Origin of the sequence: Vagococcus sp. WN89Y, from assembly GCF_052220145.1 — a bacterium.
GTDB lineage: Bacteria > Pseudomonadota > Gammaproteobacteria > Enterobacterales > Enterobacteriaceae > Kosakonia.
On record NZ_JBQPOM010000051.1, the window covers coordinates 1 to 15,497 of the forward strand.

The window sequence follows — 15,497 nt, forward strand, 5'->3', positions numbered from 1 at the left end:
TTACGGGCCGTAAGTAACGAAGTTTGATGCAAATGTCAGATCGTATGCGCCTGTTAGGGCGCGGCTGGTAATAGAGCCTTATAGGCGCATCTGAAAAACCTCCGGCTATGCCGGAGGATATTTATTTATCTGCTGGTTATTACCAGAAATATTTATCCGAATTTTTGCCTGCAACCGTGTCCGCTTCCCGCGTTGTGCTATTGTAATCATAACCATTCTCATTTACACTTTGCACATAAATTGAACGGGAGCGATCATGTACGTTTGTTTGTGTAATGGTGTGAGTGATAAGAAAATTCGTCAGGCAGTGCGTCAATTCCAACCCCAGTCATTCCAGCAGCTTCGCAAATTTGTTCCTGTGGGCAATCAATGTGGCAAATGCGTACGCGCGGCCAGAGAGATTATGCAAGATGAGCTGACCCAGATGCCGGAATATAAAGAGATTGCCTGAATCCCTGGCTATTTTTTTGACATCCCTGTAGCCCCATCTACGCTTCAATAAGTGGAAGCGGAGGGACTACATAATGAAAGGTGATGTTAGAATCATAAATTATCTCAATAAATTATTGGGAAATGAGCTTGTCGCAATAAACCAATACTTTCTTCATGCGAGGATGTTCAAAAACTGGGGACTGACTCGCCTCAATGACGTCGAATACCATGAATCCATCGATGAGATGAAACACGCTGACAAATACATCGAGCGTATTTTATTTCTCGAAGGGATACCGAATTTGCAGGACCTTGGCAAACTTGGCATTGGTGAAGACGTCGAAGAGATGCTGCAATCCGATCTCAGATTAGAACTGGAAGGCGCAAAAGATTTACGTGAAGCCATCGCCTATGCTGACAGCGTTCATGATTATGTCAGCCGCGACATGATGATCGAAATTCTTGCTGAGGAAGAGCATCACATCGACTGGCTGGAAACAGAACTCGATCTGATTGGCAAAATTGGTATCCAGAACTATCTGCAATCGCAAATCAAAGTCGAAGATTAAACATCATCAACGTTTGATAACCGGTCAATAAACCCGCTGCCGCCAGAAATGGCCCAAAAGGCAGTGGGTTTTTTAATACCTTCGTGCTGCGCGTGCATAACGCTCTGGCGCCGGCCAGGCTACAAGCCAGGAGTGCAGCAATAAAAACTAATGCAGGTAACTGTTCCCAGCCGTGCCAGGCACCCAGCGCGGCAAGATATTTCACGTCGCCGTAACCCAACCCTTCATGACCACGCACCAGGCGGTAGCACCAGTAGAGCAGAGCAAATGCGGCGTAACCCACAATAGCACCTATTACCGCCACGGGCAAAAACTCAGTATGTTCCATGCAATGCCAGAGCAGCCCTGACCAGAGAAGAGGGCACGTCAGTCGGTCAGGTAACATCCCGTGACGGAGATCCTCTCTGACAAGGAGTAGGTTAAGTAAAAGGTAAATAATAACAAAAAGAAGCATGGCGTCCCTGCCTGGTCTCTGTCAATTCAGTAGCAGGACGATGCACGCTTACAAGAAAAAAAGAAAACAGTGTTTTGCCGGGATGCGTAATATCCTGCACAGGAAATTATATCGTTGCGGGCGTTTCAGATACGGTGCGAGATAGCTCGCAACGCTGCTTAAATTCTAAACTGCGCTTGCGTTAGGTGCAGATTTACGTATAATGCGCGGGCTTGTCGTAATTGACGGCTGGTTCGATATGAACCATCGCGGTGCACTTAACCGCTAACAACGCTCCCAATCGGGGGGCAACGTAAGAACGATTACACTCCCCCATCAATCGTAATGGGTGTGAGGAGTAATTATTTTCGTCTATAAATAATTGGAGCTCTGGTCTCATGCAGAACCAAAGAATCCGTATCCGCCTGAAAGCGTTTGATCATCGTCTGATCGATCAATCAACCGCGGAAATCGTCGAGACTGCCAAGCGCACTGGTGCGCAGGTCCGTGGTCCGATCCCGCTGCCGACCCGCAAAGAGCGCTTTACCGTACTGATCTCTCCGCACGTTAACAAAGACGCGCGTGACCAGTACGAAATCCGCACTCATAAGCGTCTGGTTGACATCGTTGAGCCAACCGAGAAAACCGTTGATGCTCTGATGCGTCTGGATCTGGCTGCCGGTGTAGACGTGCAGATCAGCCTGGGTTGATCAGGTCATCGAGCGATTGAGAGGTTGAAACAATGATTGGTTTAGTCGGTAAAAAAGTGGGCATGACCCGCATCTTCACTGAAGATGGCGTTTCTATCCCAGTAACCGTAATCGAAGTTGAAGCAAACCGCGTTACTCAGGTTAAAGATCTGGCTAACGATGGCTACCGCGCTATCCAGGTTACCACTGGTGCTAAAAAAGCTAACCGTGTAACCAAGCCGGAAGCTGGTCACTTCGCTAAAGCTGGTGTAGAAGCTGGCCGTGGTCTGTGGGAATTCCGTGTCGCTGATGGCGAAGAATTCACTGTAGGTCAGAGCATTAGCGTTGAGCTGTTTGCTGAAGTTAAAAAAGTTGACGTAACTGGCACCTCTAAAGGTAAAGGTTTCGCAGGTACCGTTAAGCGCTGGAACTTCCGTACCCAGGACGCGACTCACGGTAACTCCCTGTCTCACCGCGTTCCGGGTTCTATCGGTCAAAACCAGACTCCGGGCAAAGTGTTCAAGGGCAAGAAAATGGCAGGTCAGCTGGGTAATGAGCGCGTAACCGTTCAGAGCCTGGACGTAGTACGTGTTGACGCTGAGCGCAACCTGCTGCTGGTTAAAGGTGCTGTCCCGGGTGCAACCGGTAGCGACCTGATCGTTAAACCAGCTGTGAAGGCGTGAGGAGATAGCAATGGAATTAGTATTGAAAGACGCGCAGAGCGCGCTGACTGTTTCCGAAACTACCTTCGGTCGTGACTTCAACGAAGCGCTGGTACACCAGGTTGTTGTAGCTTATGCAGCTGGTGCTCGTCAGGGTACTCGTGCTCAGAAGACCCGTGCTGAAGTAACTGGTTCCGGTAAAAAACCGTGGCGCCAGAAAGGCACTGGCCGCGCTCGTTCTGGTTCTATCAAGAGCCCGATCTGGCGTTCTGGTGGCGTGACTTTTGCTGCGCGTCCGCAGGACCACAGTCAAAAAGTTAACAAAAAGATGTACCGCGGCGCGCTGAAAAGCATCCTGTCCGAACTGGTACGTCAGGATCGTCTGATCGTTGTCGAGCAGTTCTCTGTAGAAGCGCCGAAAACCAAGCTGCTGGCTCAGAAACTGAAAGACATGGCTCTGGAAGATGTGCTGATCATCACCGGTGAGCTGGACGAGAACCTGTTCCTGGCCGCACGTAACCTGCACAAGGTTGACGTACGCGATGCGACTGGTATCGACCCGGTTAGCCTGATCGCCTTCGACAAAGTCGTAATGACTGCTGATGCTGTTAAGCAAGTTGAGGAGATGCTGGCATGATTCGTGAAGAACGTCTGCTGAAGGTGCTGCGTGCACCGCACGTTTCTGAAAAAGCGTCTACTGCGATGGAAAAAACAAACACCATCGTTCTCAAAGTTGCTAAAGACGCGACCAAAGCAGAAATTAAAGCTGCTGTGCAGAAACTGTTTGAAGTCGAAGTCGAAGTCGTTAACACCCTGGTAGTTAAAGGGAAAGTTAAACGTCACGGACAGCGTATCGGTCGTCGTAGCGACTGGAAAAAAGCTTACGTCACCCTGAAAGAAGGCCAGAATCTGGACTTCGTTGGCGGCGCTGAGTAAGTCGGAGGAGTAATACAATGGCAGTTGTTAAATGTAAACCGACATCTCCGGGTCGTCGCCACGTAGTTAAAGTGGTTAACCCTGAGCTGCACAAGGGCAAACCTTTTGCTCCGCTGCTGGAAAAAAACAGCAAAAGCGGTGGTCGTAACAACAATGGCCGTATCACCACTCGTCATATCGGTGGTGGCCACAAGCAGGCTTACCGTATTGTTGACTTCAAACGCAACAAAGATGGTATCCCGGCAGTTGTTGAACGTCTTGAGTACGATCCGAACCGTTCCGCGAACATCGCGCTGGTTCTGTACAAAGATGGCGAACGCCGTTACATCCTGGCCCCTAAAGGCCTGAAAGCTGGCGACCAGATTCAGTCTGGCGTTGATGCTGCAATCAAACCAGGTAACACCCTGCCGATGCGCAACATCCCGGTTGGTTCTACTGTTCATAACGTAGAAATGAAACCAGGTAAAGGCGGTCAGCTGGCTCGTTCCGCTGGTACTTACGTTCAGATCGTTGCGCGCGATGGTGCTTATGTCACCCTGCGTCTGCGTTCTGGTGAAATGCGTAAAGTAGAAGCAGAGTGCCGTGCAACTCTGGGCGAAGTTGGCAATGCTGAGCATATGCTGCGCGTTCTGGGTAAAGCAGGTGCTGCTCGCTGGCGTGGTGTTCGTCCTACCGTTCGCGGTACTGCGATGAACCCGGTAGACCACCCACACGGTGGTGGTGAAGGTCGTAACTTTGGTAAGCACCCGGTAACTCCGTGGGGCGTTCAGACCAAAGGTAAGAAGACCCGCAGCAACAAGCGTACTGATAAATTCATCGTACGTCGCCGTAGCAAATAATTTTAGAGGATAAGCCATGCCACGTTCTCTCAAGAAAGGTCCTTTTATTGACCTGCACTTGCTGAAGAAGGTAGAGAAAGCGGTGGAAAGCGGAGACAAGAAGCCCCTGCGCACTTGGTCCCGTCGTTCAACGATCTTTCCTAACATGATCGGTTTGACCATCGCTGTCCATAATGGTCGTCAGCACGTTCCGGTATTTGTTTCCGACGAAATGGTCGGTCACAAACTGGGTGAATTCGCACCGACTCGTACTTATCGCGGCCACGCTGCTGATAAAAAAGCGAAGAAGAAATAAGGTAGGAGGAAGAGATGGAAACTATCGCTAAACATCGCCATGCTCGTTCTTCTGCTCAGAAGGTTCGCCTTGTTGCTGACCTGATTCGCGGTAAGAAAGTGTCGCAGGCTCTGGACATCCTGACCTACACCAACAAGAAAGCGGCTGTATTGGTCAAGAAAGTTCTGGAATCTGCCATTGCTAACGCTGAACACAACGATGGCGCTGACATTGACGATCTGAAAGTTACGAAAATTTTCGTGGACGAAGGCCCGAGCATGAAGCGCATTATGCCGCGTGCGAAAGGTCGTGCAGATCGCATCCTGAAGCGCACCAGCCACATCACTGTGGTTGTGTCCGATCGCTGAGACTCTGGAGACTAGCAATGGGTCAGAAAGTACATCCTAATGGTATTCGCCTGGGTATTGTAAAACCATGGAACTCTACCTGGTTTGCGAACACCAAAGAATTCGCTGACAACCTGGACAGCGATTTTAAAGTACGTCAGTACCTGACAAAGGAACTGGCTAAAGCGTCTGTATCTCGCATCGTTATCGAGCGTCCGGCAAAAAGCATCCGTGTGACTATTCACACTGCTCGCCCGGGTATCGTTATCGGTAAAAAAGGTGAAGACGTTGAGAAACTGCGCAAGGTCGTAGCGGATATCGCTGGCGTTCCTGCTCAGATCAATATCGCCGAAGTACGTAAGCCTGAACTGGACGCAAAACTGGTTGCTGACAGCATCACTTCACAGCTGGAACGTCGTGTTATGTTCCGTCGTGCGATGAAGCGTGCTGTACAGAACGCAATGCGTCTGGGCGCTAAAGGTATCAAAGTTGAAGTTAGTGGTCGTCTGGGCGGCGCTGAGATCGCACGTACCGAATGGTATCGTGAAGGTCGCGTTCCGCTGCACACTCTGCGCGCTGACATTGACTACAACACCTCCGAAGCGCACACCACTTACGGTGTAATCGGCGTTAAAGTGTGGATCTTCAAAGGTGAGATCCTTGGTGGTATGGCTGCTGTTGAACAACCGGAAAAACCGGCTGCGCAACCGAAAAAGCAGCAGCGTAAAGGCCGTAAATAAGGAGCGTCGCTGATGTTACAACCAAAGCGTACAAAATTCCGTAAAGTGCACAAAGGCCGCAACCGTGGTCTCGCGCAGGGCACGGATGTGAGCTTCGGCACTTACGGTCTGAAAGCTGTTGGCCGTGGTCGTCTGACCGCTCGTCAGATCGAAGCAGCACGCCGTGCTATGACTCGTGCTGTTAAGCGTCAGGGTAAGATCTGGATCCGTGTATTCCCGGACAAACCGATCACCGAGAAGCCGCTGGAAGTTCGTATGGGTAAAGGTAAAGGTAACGTGGAGTATTGGGTTGCCTTGATTCAGCCGGGTAAAGTCCTGTACGAAATGGACGGTGTTCCGGAAGAGCTGGCCCGTGAAGCCTTCGAGCTGGCAGCAGCAAAACTGCCGATTAAAACCACCTTTGTAACTAAGACGGTGATGTAATGAAAGCAAAAGAGCTGCGTGAAAAGAGCGTTGAAGAGCTGAACACCGAGCTGCTTAACCTGCTGCGCGAGCAGTTCAACCTGCGTATGCAGGCTGCAAGTGGCCAGCTGCAACAGACTCACCTGTTGAAGCAAGTGCGTCGTGATGTCGCACGCGTTAAGACTTTACTGACTGAGAAGGCGGGTGCGTAATGACCGATAAAATCCGTACTCTGCAAGGTCGCGTTGTTAGCGACAAGATGGAGAAATCCATTGTTGTTGCTATTGAGCGTTTTGTGAAACACCCGATCTACGGTAAATTCATCAAACGTACGACCAAACTGCACGTACATGACGAGAACAACGAATCCGGTACTGGCGACGTGGTTGAAATCCGCGAATGCCGTCCGTTGTCCAAGACTAAGTCCTGGACGCTGGTTCGCGTTGTAGAGAAAGCCGTTCTGTAATCTGGTACGCTTTTCTCACAAATAAACGGCCCGGTTTAGGGCCGTTTATTTTTTCTACCCATATACGGGAACCGGTGTTATAATGCCGCGCCCCTGATATGTGGGGCTTTTTATCGACCCTGATTTTGGGGTCTTCAGTAGTAGTTGACATTAGCGGAGCACTGAAATGATCCAAGAACAGACTATGCTGAACGTCGCCGACAACTCCGGTGCACGTCGCGTAATGTGTATCAAGGTTCTGGGTGGCTCGCACCGTCGCTACGCAGGCGTAGGCGACATCATCAAGATCACCATCAAAGAAGCAATTCCGCGTGGTAAGGTCAAAAAAGGTGATGTGCTGAAGGCGGTAGTGGTGCGCACCAGGAAGGGTGTTCGTCGCCCTGACGGTTCTGTCGTTCGCTTCGATGGCAATGCTTGTGTTCTTCTGAACAACAACAGCGAGCAGCCAATCGGTACGCGTATTTTTGGGCCGGTTACTCGTGAACTTCGTTCTGAGAAGTTTATGAAAATCATCTCTCTGGCACCAGAAGTACTCTAAGGAGCGAATCATGGCAGCTAAAATCCGTCGTGATGACGAAGTTATCGTGTTAACCGGTAAAGATAAAGGTAAGCGCGGTAAAGTAAAAAATGTCCTGTCTTCCGGCAAGGTCATTGTTGAAGGTATCAACCTGGTTAAGAAACATCAGAAGCCGGTTCCGGCCCTGAACCAACCAGGCGGCATCGTTGAAAAAGAAGCTGCAATTCAGGTTTCTAACGTTGCAATCTTCAATGCGGCAACCGGCAAGGCCGACCGTGTAGGCTTTAGATTCGAAGACGGTAAAAAAGTCCGTTTCTTCAAGTCTAACAGCGAAACTATCAAGTAATTTGGAGTAGTACGATGGCGAAACTGCATGATTACTACAAAGACGAAGTAGTTAAAAAACTCATGACTGAGTTTAACTACAATTCTGTCATGCAAGTCCCTCGGGTCGAGAAGATCACCCTGAACATGGGTGTTGGTGAAGCGATCGCTGACAAGAAACTGCTGGATAACGCAGCAGCTGACCTGGCAGCAATCTCCGGTCAAAAACCGCTGATCACCAAAGCACGCAAATCTGTTGCAGGCTTCAAAATCCGTCAGGGCTATCCGATCGGCTGTAAAGTGACCCTGCGTGGCGAACGCATGTGGGAGTTCTTTGAGCGCCTGATCACTATTGCTGTACCGCGTATCCGTGACTTCCGTGGCTTGTCCGCTAAGTCTTTCGACGGTCGTGGTAACTACAGCATGGGTGTCCGTGAGCAGATCATCTTCCCAGAAATCGACTACGATAAAGTCGACCGCGTGCGTGGTTTGGATATTACCATTACCACTACTGCGAAATCTGACGAAGAAGGCCGTGCTCTGCTGGCTGCCTTTGACTTCCCGTTCCGCAAGTAAGGTAGGGTTACTTCATGGCTAAGCAATCTATGAAAGCACGCGAAGTTAAACGCGTAGCTTTAGCTGAAAAATACTTCGCGAAACGCGCTGAACTGAAAGCGATCATTTCTGATGTGAACGCTTCCGACGAAGATCGTTGGAATGCTGTTCTTAAGCTGCAGAGTCTGCCGCGTGATTCCAGCCCGTCTCGTCAGCGTAACCGCTGCCGTCAAACTGGTCGTCCGCATGGTTTCCTGCGGAAGTTCGGGTTGAGCCGTATTAAGGTCCGTGAATCCGCTATGCGCGGTGAAATCCCGGGTCTGAAAAAGGCTAGCTGGTAATTGTCACCAATTGAATCACGGGAGTAAAGACAGATGAGCATGCAAGATCCGATCGCGGATATGCTGACCCGTATCCGTAACGGTCAGGCCGCGAACAAAGCTGCGGTCACCATGCCTTCCTCCAAGCTGAAAGTGGCAATCGCCAACGTGCTGAAGGAAGAAGGTTTTATTGAAGATTTTAAAATTGAAGGCGACACCAAGCCTGAACTGGAAGTTACTTTGAAGTATTTCCAGGGCAAAGCTGTGGTAGAAAGCATTCAGCGTATCAGCCGCCCAGGTCTGCGCATCTATAAGAAAAAAGATGAGCTGCCGAAAGTTATGGGTGGTCTGGGTGTCGCAGTTATTTCTACCTCTAAAGGTGTTATGACTGATCGTGACGCTCGCCAGGCTGGTCTTGGTGGCGAAATTATCTGCTACGTAGCCTAATCGGAGGAAACAATGTCTCGTGTTGCTAAAGCACCGGTCGTTATTCCTGCCGGCGTTGATGTAAAAATCAACGGTCAGGTTATCACGATCAAAGGTAAAAACGGCGAGCTGACTCGTACTCTCAACGATGCTGTTGAAGTTAACCATGCAGACAATGCTCTGACTTTCGGTCCGCGTGATGGTTACGTGGATGGTTGGGCTCAGGCTGGCACCGCGCGTGCCCTGCTGAATTCAATGGTTATCGGTGTTACCGAAGGCTTCACTAAGAAGCTGCAGCTGGTTGGTGTAGGTTACCGTGCAGCGGTTAAAGGGAACGTAGTAAACCTGTCCCTGGGTTTCTCTCACCCTGTTGACCATCAGCTGCCTGCGGGTATCACTGCAGAATGTCCGTCTCAGACTGAAATCGTGCTGAAAGGCGCTGATAAACAGCTGATCGGTCAGGTTGCAGCTGATCTGCGCGCCTACCGTCGTCCTGAGCCTTACAAAGGCAAGGGTGTTCGTTACGCCGACGAAGTCGTGCGTACCAAAGAGGCTAAGAAGAAGTAAGGTAACACTATGGATAAGAAATCTGCTCGTATCCGTCGTGCGACCCGCGCACGCCGCAAGCTCAAAGAGCTTGGTGCGACCCGCCTGGTGGTACATCGTACCCCGCGTCATATTTACGCCCAGGTAATCGCATCGAATGGTTCTGAAGTTCTGGTAGCTGCTTCTACTGTAGAAAAAGCTATCGCTGAACAACTGAAGTACACCGGTAACAAAGACGCGGCTGCAGCTGTGGGTAAAGCTGTTGCTGAACGCGCTCTGGAAAAAGGCATCAAAGATGTATCCTTTGACCGTTCCGGGTTCCAATATCATGGTCGTGTCCAGGCACTGGCAGATGCTGCCCGTGAAGCTGGCCTTCAGTTCTAAGGTAGAGGTGTAAGATGGCTCACATCGAAAAACAAGCTGGCGAACTGCAGGAAAAGCTGATCGCGGTAAACCGCGTATCTAAAACCGTTAAAGGTGGTCGTATTTTCTCCTTCACAGCTCTGACTGTAGTAGGCGATGGTAACGGTCGCGTTGGTTTTGGTTACGGTAAAGCCCGCGAAGTTCCGGCAGCGATCCAGAAAGCGATGGAAAAAGCCCGTCGCAATATGATTAACGTCGCGCTGAACCACGGCACCCTGCAGCACCCGGTTAAGGGTACTCACACGGGTTCTCGTGTATTCATGCAGCCGGCTTCCGAAGGTACCGGTATCATCGCCGGTGGTGCAATGCGCGCCGTTCTGGAAGTCGCTGGGGTTCATAACGTTCTGGCTAAAGCCTATGGTTCCACCAACCCGATCAACGTGGTTCGTGCAACTATTGATGGCCTGGAAAATATGAAGTCCCCGGAAATGGTCGCTGCCAAGCGTGGTAAATCCGTTGAAGAAATTCTGGGGTAATTGACCATGGCAAAGACTATTAAAATCACTCAAACCCGCAGTGCAATCGGTCGTCTGCCGAAACACAAGGCAACGCTGCTTGGCCTGGGTCTGCGTCGTATTGGTCATACTGTTGAACGTGAGGATACTCCTGCGATTCGTGGTATGGTCAACGCGGTTTCCTTCATGGTTAAAGTTGAGGAGTAAGAGATGCGTTTAAATACTCTGTCTCCGGCCGAAGGCTCCAAAAAGGCGGGTAAACGCCTGGGTCGTGGTATCGGTTCTGGCCTCGGTAAAACCGGTGGTCGTGGTCACAAAGGTCAGAAATCTCGTTCTGGCGGTGGCGTGCGTCGCGGTTTCGAGGGTGGCCAGATGCCACTGTATCGTCGTCTGCCGAAATTCGGTTTCACTTCTCGTAAAGCAATGATTACGGCAGAAGTTCGTCTGTCCGATCTGGCTAAAGTAGAAGGCGACGTAGTAGACCTGAATACGCTGAAAGCGGCTAACATTATCGGTATCCAGATCGAGTTCGCGAAAGTGATCCTGGCTGGTGAAGTAGCTCGTCCGGTAACTGTTCGCGGTCTGCGTGTGACTAAAGGCGCTCGTGCTGCTATCGAAGCTGCTGGCGGTAAAATTGAGGAATAAGTAGCAGATGGCTAAACAACCGGGATTAGATTTTCAAAGTGCCAAGGGTGGAATTGGCGAACTGAAACGCAGACTGCTGTTTGTTATCGGTGCGTTGATTGTGTTCCGTATTGGCTCTTTTATTCCGATCCCTGGTATTGATGCCGCTGTACTTGCCAAACTGCTTGAGCAACAGCGTGGCACCATCATTGAAATGTTTAACATGTTCTCTGGTGGTGCTCTCAGCCGTGCTTCTATCTTTGCACTGGGTATCATGCCGTATATTTCGGCATCGATTATTATCCAGCTGCTGACGGTCGTTCATCCGGCCCTGGCAGAGCTGAAGAAAGAAGGGGAGTCTGGTCGTCGTAAGATCAGCCAGTACACCCGCTACGGTACTCTGGTGTTGGCAATCTTCCAGTCGATCGGTATAGCTACCGGTCTACCGAATATGCCTGGTATGCAGGGCCTGGTAATGAATCCAGGCTTTGCATTCTACTTCACCGCTGTTGTCAGTCTGGTTACAGGGACAATGTTCCTGATGTGGCTCGGTGAACAGATTACTGAACGAGGTATCGGTAACGGTATTTCTATCATAATCTTTGCCGGCATTGTGGCGGGTCTTCCGCCAGCCATTGCCCATACTATCGAGCAAGCGCGTCAAGGCGACCTGCACTTCCTCCTGTTGCTGTTGGTTGCAGTATTAGTATTCGCAGTGACGTTTTTTGTTGTTTTTGTTGAGCGTGGTCAACGCCGCATTGTGGTAAACTACGCGAAACGTCAGCAAGGGCGTCGTGTCTATGCTGCTCAGAGCACACATTTACCGCTGAAAGTGAATATGGCGGGGGTAATCCCGGCAATCTTCGCTTCCAGTATTATTCTGTTCCCGGCTACCATCGCGTCATGGTTCGGGGGCGGTACTGGTTGGAACTGGCTGACAACAATTTCGCTGTATTTGCAGCCTGGGCAACCGCTTTATGTGTTACTCTATGCGTCTGCAATCATCTTCTTCTGTTTCTTTTACACGGCGTTGGTTTTCAACCCGCGTGAAACAGCAGATAACCTGAAGAAGTCCGGTGCATTTGTACCAGGAATTCGTCCGGGAGAGCAAACGGCGAAGTATATCGATAAAGTAATGACCCGCCTGACTTTGGTCGGTGCGCTCTATATTACTTTTATCTGCCTGATCCCGGAGTTCATGCGTGATGCAATGAAGGTACCGTTCTACTTCGGTGGGACCTCACTGCTTATCGTTGTTGTCGTGATTATGGACTTTATGGCTCAAGTGCAAACTCTGATGATGTCCAGTCAGTATGAGTCTGCATTGAAGAAGGCGAACCTGAAAGGCTACGGCCGTTAATGGTCGCCCGAGAAGTTACGGAGAGTAAAAATGAAAGTTCGTGCTTCCGTCAAGAAATTATGCCGTAACTGCAAAATCGTTAAGCGTGATGGCGTCATCCGCGTGATTTGCAGTGCCGAGCCGAAGCATAAACAGCGCCAAGGCTGATTATTTCGCATATTTTTCTTGCAAAGTTGGGTTGAGCTGGCTAGATTAGCCAGCCAATCTTTTGTATGTCTGTACGTATCCATTTGAGTATCCTGAAAACGGGCTTTTCAGCATGGAGCGTGCAAGTAAAATTATAGGAGTGCATAGTGGCCCGTATAGCAGGCATTAACATTCCTGATCAGAAACATGCTGTGATCGCATTAACTTCGATCTACGGCGTCGGCAAAACCCGTTCTAAAGCTATTCTGGCTTCTGCGGGTATCGCTGAAGATGTTAAGATCAGTGAGCTGTCTGAAGAACAAATCGACACGCTGCGTGACGAAGTTGCCAAATTTGTCGTTGAAGGTGATCTGCGCCGTGAAATCAGCATGAGCATCAAGCGCCTGATGGATCTTGGTTGCTATCGCGGTTTGCGTCATCGTCGTGGTCTCCCGGTTCGCGGTCAGCGTACCAAGACCAACGCACGTACCCGTAAGGGTCCGCGCAAACCGATCAAGAAATAATCGGGGTGATTGAATAATGGCAAAGGCACCAATTCGTGCACGTAAACGTGTAAGAAAACAAGTCTCTGACGGCGTGGCTCATATCCATGCTTCTTTCAACAACACCATCGTTACTATTACCGATCGTCAGGGTAACGCGCTGGGTTGGGCAACAGCCGGTGGTTCCGGTTTCCGTGGTTCTCGCAAATCCACTCCGTTTGCAGCTCAGGTTGCAGCAGAGCGTTGCGCTGAAGCCGTAAAAGAATACGGCATCAAGAATCTGGAAGTTATGGTTAAGGGACCGGGTCCGGGTCGCGAATCTACTATTCGTGCTCTGAACGCCGCTGGTTTCCGCATCACTAATATTACTGATGTGACTCCGATCCCTCACAACGGTTGTCGTCCGCCGAAAAAACGTCGCGTATAACGCGGTCGTTTTCTAGGATTGTTGGAGAAAGAAAATGGCAAGATATTTGGGTCCTAAGCTCAAGCTGAGCCGTCGCGAGGGCACAGACCTGTTCCTGAAGTCTGGCGTTCGCGCGATCGATACCAAGTGTAAAATTGAACAAGCTCCTGGCCAGCACGGTGCGCGTAAACCGCGTCTGTCTGACTATGGTGTGCAGTTGCGTGAAAAGCAAAAAGTTCGCCGTATCTACGGTGTGCTGGAGCGTCAGTTCCGTAACTACTACAAAGAAGCAGCACGTCTGAAAGGCAACACCGGTGAAAACCTGTTGGCTCTGCTGGAAGGTCGTCTGGACAACGTTGTATACCGTATGGGCTTCGGCGCCACTCGTGCAGAAGCACGTCAGCTGGTTAGCCATAAAGCAATCATGGTAAACGGTCGTGTTGTTAACATCGCTTCTTATCAGGTTAGTCCGAATGACGTGGTTAGCATTCGTGAGAAAGCGAAAAAGCAGTCTCGCGTGAAAGCCGCTCTGGAGCTGGCTGAGCAGCGTGAAAAGCCAACCTGGCTGGAAGTTGATGCTGGCAAGATGGAAGGCACGTTCAAGCGTAAGCCGGAGCGTTCTGATCTGTCTGCGGACATTAACGAACACCTGATCGTCGAGCTTTACTCCAAGTAAAGCTTAGTACCAAAGAGAGGACACAATGCAGGGTTCTGTGACAGAGTTTCTAAAACCGCGCCTGGTAGATATCGAGCAAGTGAGTTCGACGCACGCCAAGGTGACCCTTGAGCCTTTAGAGCGTGGCTTCGGCCATACTCTGGGTAACGCACTGCGCCGTATTCTGCTCTCATCGATGCCGGGTTGCGCGGTGACTGAGGTTGAGATTGATGGTGTGCTTCACGAGTACAGCACCAAAGAAGGCGTTCAGGAAGATATCCTTGAAATCCTGCTCAACCTGAAAGGGCTGGCGGTGAGAGTTCAGGGTAAAGATGAAGTTATTCTTACTCTGAATAAATCTGGCATTGGCCCTGTGACCGCAGCCGATATCACCCACGACGGTGATGTCGAAATCGTCAAGCCGCAGCATGTGATCTGCCACCTGACCGATGAAAACGCATCTATTAGCATGCGTATCAAAGTTCAGCGCGGTCGTGGTTATGTGCCGGCGTCTGCCCGAATTCATTCGGAAGAAGATGAGCGCCCGATCGGCCGCCTGCTGGTTGATGCGTGCTACAGCCCTGTAGAGCGTATTGCCTACAATGTTGAAGCAGCACGTGTTGAGCAGCGTACCGACCTGGACAAGCTGGTCATCGAAATGGAAACCAACGGCACAATCGATCCTGAAGAGGCGATTCGTCGTGCGGCAACCATCCTGGCAGAACAACTGGAAGCTTTCGTTGATTTACGTGATGTACGTCAACCGGAAGTTAAAGAAGAGAAACCAGAATTCGATCCGATCCTGCTGCGCCCTGTTGACGATCTGGAATTGACTGTCCGCTCTGCTAACTGCCTTAAGGCAGAAGCTATCCACTATATCGGTGATCTGGTACAGCGTACCGAGGTTGAGTTGCTTAAAACGCCGAACCTGGGTAAAAAATCTCTTACTGAGATTAAAGACGTGCTGGCCTCACGTGGTCTGTCTCTGGGCATGCGCCTGGAAAACTGGCCGCCGGCAAGCATTGCTGACGAGTAACCGGATCACAGGTTAAGGTTTTACTGAGAAGGATAAGGTCATGCGCCATCGTAAGAGTGGTCGTCAACTGAACCGCAACAGCAGCCATCGCCAGGCCATGTTCCGTAACATGGCAGGTTCTCTGGTTCGTCATGAGATCATCAAGACGACTCTGCCGAAAGCGAAAGAGCTGCGTCGCGTAGTCGAGCCGCTGATTACACTTGCCAAGACTGATAGCGTTGCTAATCGTCGTCTGGCATTCGCCCGCACTCGTGATAACGAGATCGTGGCAAAACTGTTTAACGAGCTGGGCCCGCGTTTCGCGAGCCGTGCCGGTGGTTACACTCGTATTCTTAAGTGTGGCTTCCGTGCTGGTGACAATGCTCCGATGGCTTACATCGAGCTGGTTGATCGCGCCGAGCCTAAAGCAGAAGCTGCTGCAGAGTAATCTGT

The 15,497-nt window shown here is 50.5% G+C and carries 31 protein-coding genes; 30 read left to right on the forward strand and 1 reads right to left on the reverse strand.

All coding sequences use genetic code 11. The features are described from left to right. Positions 1-256 precede the first annotated feature (256 nt). Both bfd and bfr read left to right on the forward strand, forming a co-directional pair. A complete protein-coding gene (gene bfd, locus ACTU3N_RS14985; protein ID WP_443086935.1) occupies positions 257-451 on the forward strand; it encodes a bacterioferritin-associated ferredoxin in 195 nt (64 codons plus the stop codon). Between the two features lie 73 nt (positions 452-524). Beyond that, entirely contained in the window at positions 525-1,001 is a 477-nt protein-coding gene (gene bfr / locus ACTU3N_RS14990; protein WP_443086936.1) for a bacterioferritin, read from the forward strand. On the opposite strand, the gene ACTU3N_RS14995 is transcribed toward bfr, so the two are convergent. Then, on the reverse strand, positions 985-1,455 hold the full coding sequence (locus ACTU3N_RS14995; RefSeq protein ID WP_443086937.1) for a prepilin peptidase: 471 nt from the start codon (positions 1,453-1,455) through the stop codon (positions 985-987). The two genes, bfr and ACTU3N_RS14995, sit on opposite strands and share 17 nt — an antisense overlap. Before the next feature lie 377 nt (positions 1,456-1,832). Between ACTU3N_RS14995 and rpsJ the strand changes: the two genes are divergently transcribed. The 28 genes from rpsJ to rplQ all read left to right on the forward strand — a co-directional run bounded on the left by rpsJ (position 1,833) and on the right by rplQ (position 15,492). Then, positions 1,833-2,144, forward strand: coding sequence for a 30S ribosomal protein S10 (gene rpsJ, locus ACTU3N_RS15000; RefSeq protein WP_001181005.1), 312 nt, complete (start codon positions 1,833-1,835; stop codon positions 2,142-2,144). Positions 2,145-2,176: 32 nt separating this feature from the next. After that, complete coding sequence (gene rplC, locus ACTU3N_RS15005) at positions 2,177-2,806, forward strand: 50S ribosomal protein L3 (RefSeq protein ID WP_443086938.1); 630 nt, start codon at positions 2,177-2,179, stop codon at positions 2,804-2,806. Positions 2,807-2,816: 10 nt separating this feature from the next. Further along, positions 2,817-3,422 carry a 50S ribosomal protein L4 gene (rplD, locus tag ACTU3N_RS15010; RefSeq protein WP_007369811.1) on the forward strand — a complete coding sequence of 202 codons (606 nt, stop codon included), beginning with the start codon at positions 2,817-2,819 and terminating at the stop codon, positions 3,420-3,422. Continuing rightward, positions 3,419-3,721 (forward strand): 50S ribosomal protein L23, encoded by a 303-nt coding sequence (rplW, locus tag ACTU3N_RS15015; RefSeq protein WP_000617546.1) that lies wholly within the window; start codon positions 3,419-3,421, stop codon positions 3,719-3,721. Before rplD ends, rplW begins: the two co-directional genes overlap by 4 nt. A 17-nt stretch (positions 3,722-3,738) precedes the next feature. Next, complete coding sequence (gene rplB, locus ACTU3N_RS15020) at positions 3,739-4,560, forward strand: 50S ribosomal protein L2 (RefSeq protein WP_000301866.1); 822 nt, start codon at positions 3,739-3,741, stop codon at positions 4,558-4,560. Positions 4,561-4,576: 16 nt separating this feature from the next. Further along, on the forward strand, positions 4,577-4,855 hold the full coding sequence (rpsS, locus tag ACTU3N_RS15025; protein ID WP_001138115.1) for a 30S ribosomal protein S19: 279 nt from the start codon (positions 4,577-4,579) through the stop codon (positions 4,853-4,855). A 14-nt stretch (positions 4,856-4,869) separates the two neighbouring features. Continuing rightward, positions 4,870-5,202 (forward strand): 50S ribosomal protein L22, encoded by a 333-nt coding sequence (gene rplV / locus ACTU3N_RS15030; RefSeq protein WP_000447529.1) that lies wholly within the window; start codon positions 4,870-4,872, stop codon positions 5,200-5,202. A gap of 17 nt (positions 5,203-5,219) precedes the next feature. Continuing rightward, positions 5,220-5,921: a 30S ribosomal protein S3 gene (rpsC, locus tag ACTU3N_RS15035; protein WP_000529945.1), complete on the forward strand. Its 702-nt coding sequence runs from the start codon at positions 5,220-5,222 to the stop codon at positions 5,919-5,921. A gap of 12 nt (positions 5,922-5,933) precedes the next feature. Next, positions 5,934-6,344, forward strand: coding sequence for a 50S ribosomal protein L16 (rplP, locus tag ACTU3N_RS15040; protein WP_007369814.1), 411 nt, complete (start codon positions 5,934-5,936; stop codon positions 6,342-6,344). After that, on the forward strand, positions 6,344-6,535 hold the full coding sequence (rpmC, locus tag ACTU3N_RS15045; protein ID WP_004388609.1) for a 50S ribosomal protein L29: 192 nt from the start codon (positions 6,344-6,346) through the stop codon (positions 6,533-6,535). The genes rplP and rpmC overlap by 1 nt, the downstream gene beginning before the upstream one ends. Next, complete coding sequence (gene rpsQ / locus ACTU3N_RS15050) at positions 6,535-6,789, forward strand: 30S ribosomal protein S17 (protein WP_443086939.1); 255 nt, start codon at positions 6,535-6,537, stop codon at positions 6,787-6,789. Before rpmC ends, rpsQ begins: the two co-directional genes overlap by 1 nt. 166 nt (positions 6,790-6,955) lie before the next feature. Continuing rightward, on the forward strand, positions 6,956-7,327 hold the full coding sequence (rplN, locus tag ACTU3N_RS15055; RefSeq protein WP_035344535.1) for a 50S ribosomal protein L14: 372 nt from the start codon (positions 6,956-6,958) through the stop codon (positions 7,325-7,327). Positions 7,328-7,337: 10 nt separating this feature from the next. After that, a complete protein-coding gene (rplX, locus tag ACTU3N_RS15060; RefSeq protein ID WP_000729185.1) occupies positions 7,338-7,652 on the forward strand; it encodes a 50S ribosomal protein L24 in 315 nt (104 codons plus the stop codon). A gap of 14 nt (positions 7,653-7,666) precedes the next feature. After that, entirely contained in the window at positions 7,667-8,206 is a 540-nt protein-coding gene (gene rplE, locus ACTU3N_RS15065) for a 50S ribosomal protein L5 (protein ID WP_001096200.1), read from the forward strand. Positions 8,207-8,220: 14 nt separating this feature from the next. Next, entirely contained in the window at positions 8,221-8,526 is a 306-nt protein-coding gene (gene rpsN / locus ACTU3N_RS15070; protein ID WP_007369817.1) for a 30S ribosomal protein S14, read from the forward strand. A gap of 33 nt (positions 8,527-8,559) precedes the next feature. Further along, positions 8,560-8,952 (forward strand): 30S ribosomal protein S8, encoded by a 393-nt coding sequence (rpsH, locus tag ACTU3N_RS15075; RefSeq protein ID WP_443086940.1) that lies wholly within the window; start codon positions 8,560-8,562, stop codon positions 8,950-8,952. A gap of 12 nt (positions 8,953-8,964) precedes the next feature. Continuing rightward, complete coding sequence (rplF, locus tag ACTU3N_RS15080) at positions 8,965-9,498, forward strand: 50S ribosomal protein L6 (protein ID WP_443086941.1); 534 nt, start codon at positions 8,965-8,967, stop codon at positions 9,496-9,498. Between the two features lie 9 nt (positions 9,499-9,507). Beyond that, on the forward strand, positions 9,508-9,861 hold the full coding sequence (gene rplR, locus ACTU3N_RS15085) for a 50S ribosomal protein L18 (protein ID WP_007369820.1): 354 nt from the start codon (positions 9,508-9,510) through the stop codon (positions 9,859-9,861). A 14-nt stretch (positions 9,862-9,875) separates the two neighbouring features. Beyond that, positions 9,876-10,376: a 30S ribosomal protein S5 gene (gene rpsE, locus ACTU3N_RS15090; protein ID WP_007369821.1), complete on the forward strand. Its 501-nt coding sequence runs from the start codon at positions 9,876-9,878 to the stop codon at positions 10,374-10,376. 6 nt (positions 10,377-10,382) lie between these two features. Further along, positions 10,383-10,562, forward strand: a complete 180-nt coding sequence (gene rpmD / locus ACTU3N_RS15095) for a 50S ribosomal protein L30 (protein WP_079805475.1) — start codon at positions 10,383-10,385, stop codon at positions 10,560-10,562. Positions 10,563-10,565: 3 nt separating this feature from the next. Further along, the gene (gene rplO / locus ACTU3N_RS15100; protein WP_275876154.1) at positions 10,566-11,000 is read left to right on the forward strand and encodes a 50S ribosomal protein L15; all 435 of its coding nucleotides are present in this window, start codon (positions 10,566-10,568) and stop codon (positions 10,998-11,000) included. 7 nt (positions 11,001-11,007) lie between these two features. Further along, positions 11,008-12,339 carry a preprotein translocase subunit SecY gene (gene secY / locus ACTU3N_RS15105; protein WP_007369823.1) on the forward strand — a complete coding sequence of 444 codons (1,332 nt, stop codon included), beginning with the start codon at positions 11,008-11,010 and terminating at the stop codon, positions 12,337-12,339. Between the two features lie 30 nt (positions 12,340-12,369). Further along, the gene (rpmJ, locus tag ACTU3N_RS15110; RefSeq protein WP_000868187.1) at positions 12,370-12,486 is read left to right on the forward strand and encodes a 50S ribosomal protein L36; all 117 of its coding nucleotides are present in this window, start codon (positions 12,370-12,372) and stop codon (positions 12,484-12,486) included. A 146-nt stretch (positions 12,487-12,632) separates the two neighbouring features. After that, complete coding sequence (gene rpsM, locus ACTU3N_RS15115; protein ID WP_443086942.1) at positions 12,633-12,989, forward strand: 30S ribosomal protein S13; 357 nt, start codon at positions 12,633-12,635, stop codon at positions 12,987-12,989. A gap of 16 nt (positions 12,990-13,005) precedes the next feature. After that, positions 13,006-13,395 (forward strand): 30S ribosomal protein S11, encoded by a 390-nt coding sequence (rpsK, locus tag ACTU3N_RS15120; protein ID WP_002919257.1) that lies wholly within the window; start codon positions 13,006-13,008, stop codon positions 13,393-13,395. A 34-nt stretch (positions 13,396-13,429) separates the two neighbouring features. Then, complete coding sequence (gene rpsD, locus ACTU3N_RS15125; protein ID WP_000135224.1) at positions 13,430-14,050, forward strand: 30S ribosomal protein S4; 621 nt, start codon at positions 13,430-13,432, stop codon at positions 14,048-14,050. A gap of 37 nt (positions 14,051-14,087) precedes the next feature. Further along, positions 14,088-15,065, forward strand: a complete 978-nt coding sequence (locus ACTU3N_RS15130) for a DNA-directed RNA polymerase subunit alpha (RefSeq protein WP_443086943.1) — start codon at positions 14,088-14,090, stop codon at positions 15,063-15,065. Positions 15,066-15,105: 40 nt separating this feature from the next. Further along, on the forward strand, positions 15,106-15,492 hold the full coding sequence (gene rplQ / locus ACTU3N_RS15135; RefSeq protein WP_002919206.1) for a 50S ribosomal protein L17: 387 nt from the start codon (positions 15,106-15,108) through the stop codon (positions 15,490-15,492). The last annotated feature ends 5 nt before the right edge of the window (positions 15,493-15,497 follow it).

Excerpts from the sequence above, each read along its gene's own strand:
- bfd (WP_443086935.1), top strand. The coding sequence starts at position 257 with ATGTACGTTTGTTTGTGTAATGGTGTGAGTGATAAGAAAATTCGTCAG.
- bfr (WP_443086936.1), top strand. The coding sequence starts at position 525 with ATGAAAGGTGATGTTAGAATCATAAATTATCTCAATAAATTATTGGGA.
- ACTU3N_RS14995 (WP_443086937.1), bottom strand. The coding sequence starts at position 1,455 with ATGCTTCTTTTTGTTATTATTTACCTTTTACTTAACCTACTCCTTGTC.
- rpsJ (WP_001181005.1), top strand. The coding sequence starts at position 1,833 with ATGCAGAACCAAAGAATCCGTATCCGCCTGAAAGCGTTTGATCATCGT.
- rplC (WP_443086938.1), top strand. The coding sequence starts at position 2,177 with ATGATTGGTTTAGTCGGTAAAAAAGTGGGCATGACCCGCATCTTCACT.
- rplD (WP_007369811.1), top strand. The coding sequence starts at position 2,817 with ATGGAATTAGTATTGAAAGACGCGCAGAGCGCGCTGACTGTTTCCGAA.
- rplW (WP_000617546.1), top strand. The coding sequence starts at position 3,419 with ATGATTCGTGAAGAACGTCTGCTGAAGGTGCTGCGTGCACCGCACGTT.
- rplB (WP_000301866.1), top strand. The coding sequence starts at position 3,739 with ATGGCAGTTGTTAAATGTAAACCGACATCTCCGGGTCGTCGCCACGTA.
- rpsS (WP_001138115.1), top strand. The coding sequence starts at position 4,577 with ATGCCACGTTCTCTCAAGAAAGGTCCTTTTATTGACCTGCACTTGCTG.
- rplV (WP_000447529.1), top strand. The coding sequence starts at position 4,870 with ATGGAAACTATCGCTAAACATCGCCATGCTCGTTCTTCTGCTCAGAAG.
- rpsC (WP_000529945.1), top strand. The coding sequence starts at position 5,220 with ATGGGTCAGAAAGTACATCCTAATGGTATTCGCCTGGGTATTGTAAAA.
- rplP (WP_007369814.1), top strand. The coding sequence starts at position 5,934 with ATGTTACAACCAAAGCGTACAAAATTCCGTAAAGTGCACAAAGGCCGC.
- rpmC (WP_004388609.1), top strand. The coding sequence starts at position 6,344 with ATGAAAGCAAAAGAGCTGCGTGAAAAGAGCGTTGAAGAGCTGAACACC.
- rpsQ (WP_443086939.1), top strand. The coding sequence starts at position 6,535 with ATGACCGATAAAATCCGTACTCTGCAAGGTCGCGTTGTTAGCGACAAG.
- rplN (WP_035344535.1), top strand. The coding sequence starts at position 6,956 with ATGATCCAAGAACAGACTATGCTGAACGTCGCCGACAACTCCGGTGCA.
- rplX (WP_000729185.1), top strand. The coding sequence starts at position 7,338 with ATGGCAGCTAAAATCCGTCGTGATGACGAAGTTATCGTGTTAACCGGT.
- rplE (WP_001096200.1), top strand. The coding sequence starts at position 7,667 with ATGGCGAAACTGCATGATTACTACAAAGACGAAGTAGTTAAAAAACTC.
- rpsN (WP_007369817.1), top strand. The coding sequence starts at position 8,221 with ATGGCTAAGCAATCTATGAAAGCACGCGAAGTTAAACGCGTAGCTTTA.
- rpsH (WP_443086940.1), top strand. The coding sequence starts at position 8,560 with ATGAGCATGCAAGATCCGATCGCGGATATGCTGACCCGTATCCGTAAC.
- rplF (WP_443086941.1), top strand. The coding sequence starts at position 8,965 with ATGTCTCGTGTTGCTAAAGCACCGGTCGTTATTCCTGCCGGCGTTGAT.
- rplR (WP_007369820.1), top strand. The coding sequence starts at position 9,508 with ATGGATAAGAAATCTGCTCGTATCCGTCGTGCGACCCGCGCACGCCGC.
- rpsE (WP_007369821.1), top strand. The coding sequence starts at position 9,876 with ATGGCTCACATCGAAAAACAAGCTGGCGAACTGCAGGAAAAGCTGATC.
- rpmD (WP_079805475.1), top strand. The coding sequence starts at position 10,383 with ATGGCAAAGACTATTAAAATCACTCAAACCCGCAGTGCAATCGGTCGT.
- rplO (WP_275876154.1), top strand. The coding sequence starts at position 10,566 with ATGCGTTTAAATACTCTGTCTCCGGCCGAAGGCTCCAAAAAGGCGGGT.
- secY (WP_007369823.1), top strand. The coding sequence starts at position 11,008 with ATGGCTAAACAACCGGGATTAGATTTTCAAAGTGCCAAGGGTGGAATT.
- rpmJ (WP_000868187.1), top strand. The coding sequence starts at position 12,370 with ATGAAAGTTCGTGCTTCCGTCAAGAAATTATGCCGTAACTGCAAAATC.
- rpsK (WP_002919257.1), top strand. The coding sequence starts at position 13,006 with ATGGCAAAGGCACCAATTCGTGCACGTAAACGTGTAAGAAAACAAGTC.
- rpsD (WP_000135224.1), top strand. The coding sequence starts at position 13,430 with ATGGCAAGATATTTGGGTCCTAAGCTCAAGCTGAGCCGTCGCGAGGGC.
- rplQ (WP_002919206.1), top strand. The coding sequence starts at position 15,106 with ATGCGCCATCGTAAGAGTGGTCGTCAACTGAACCGCAACAGCAGCCAT.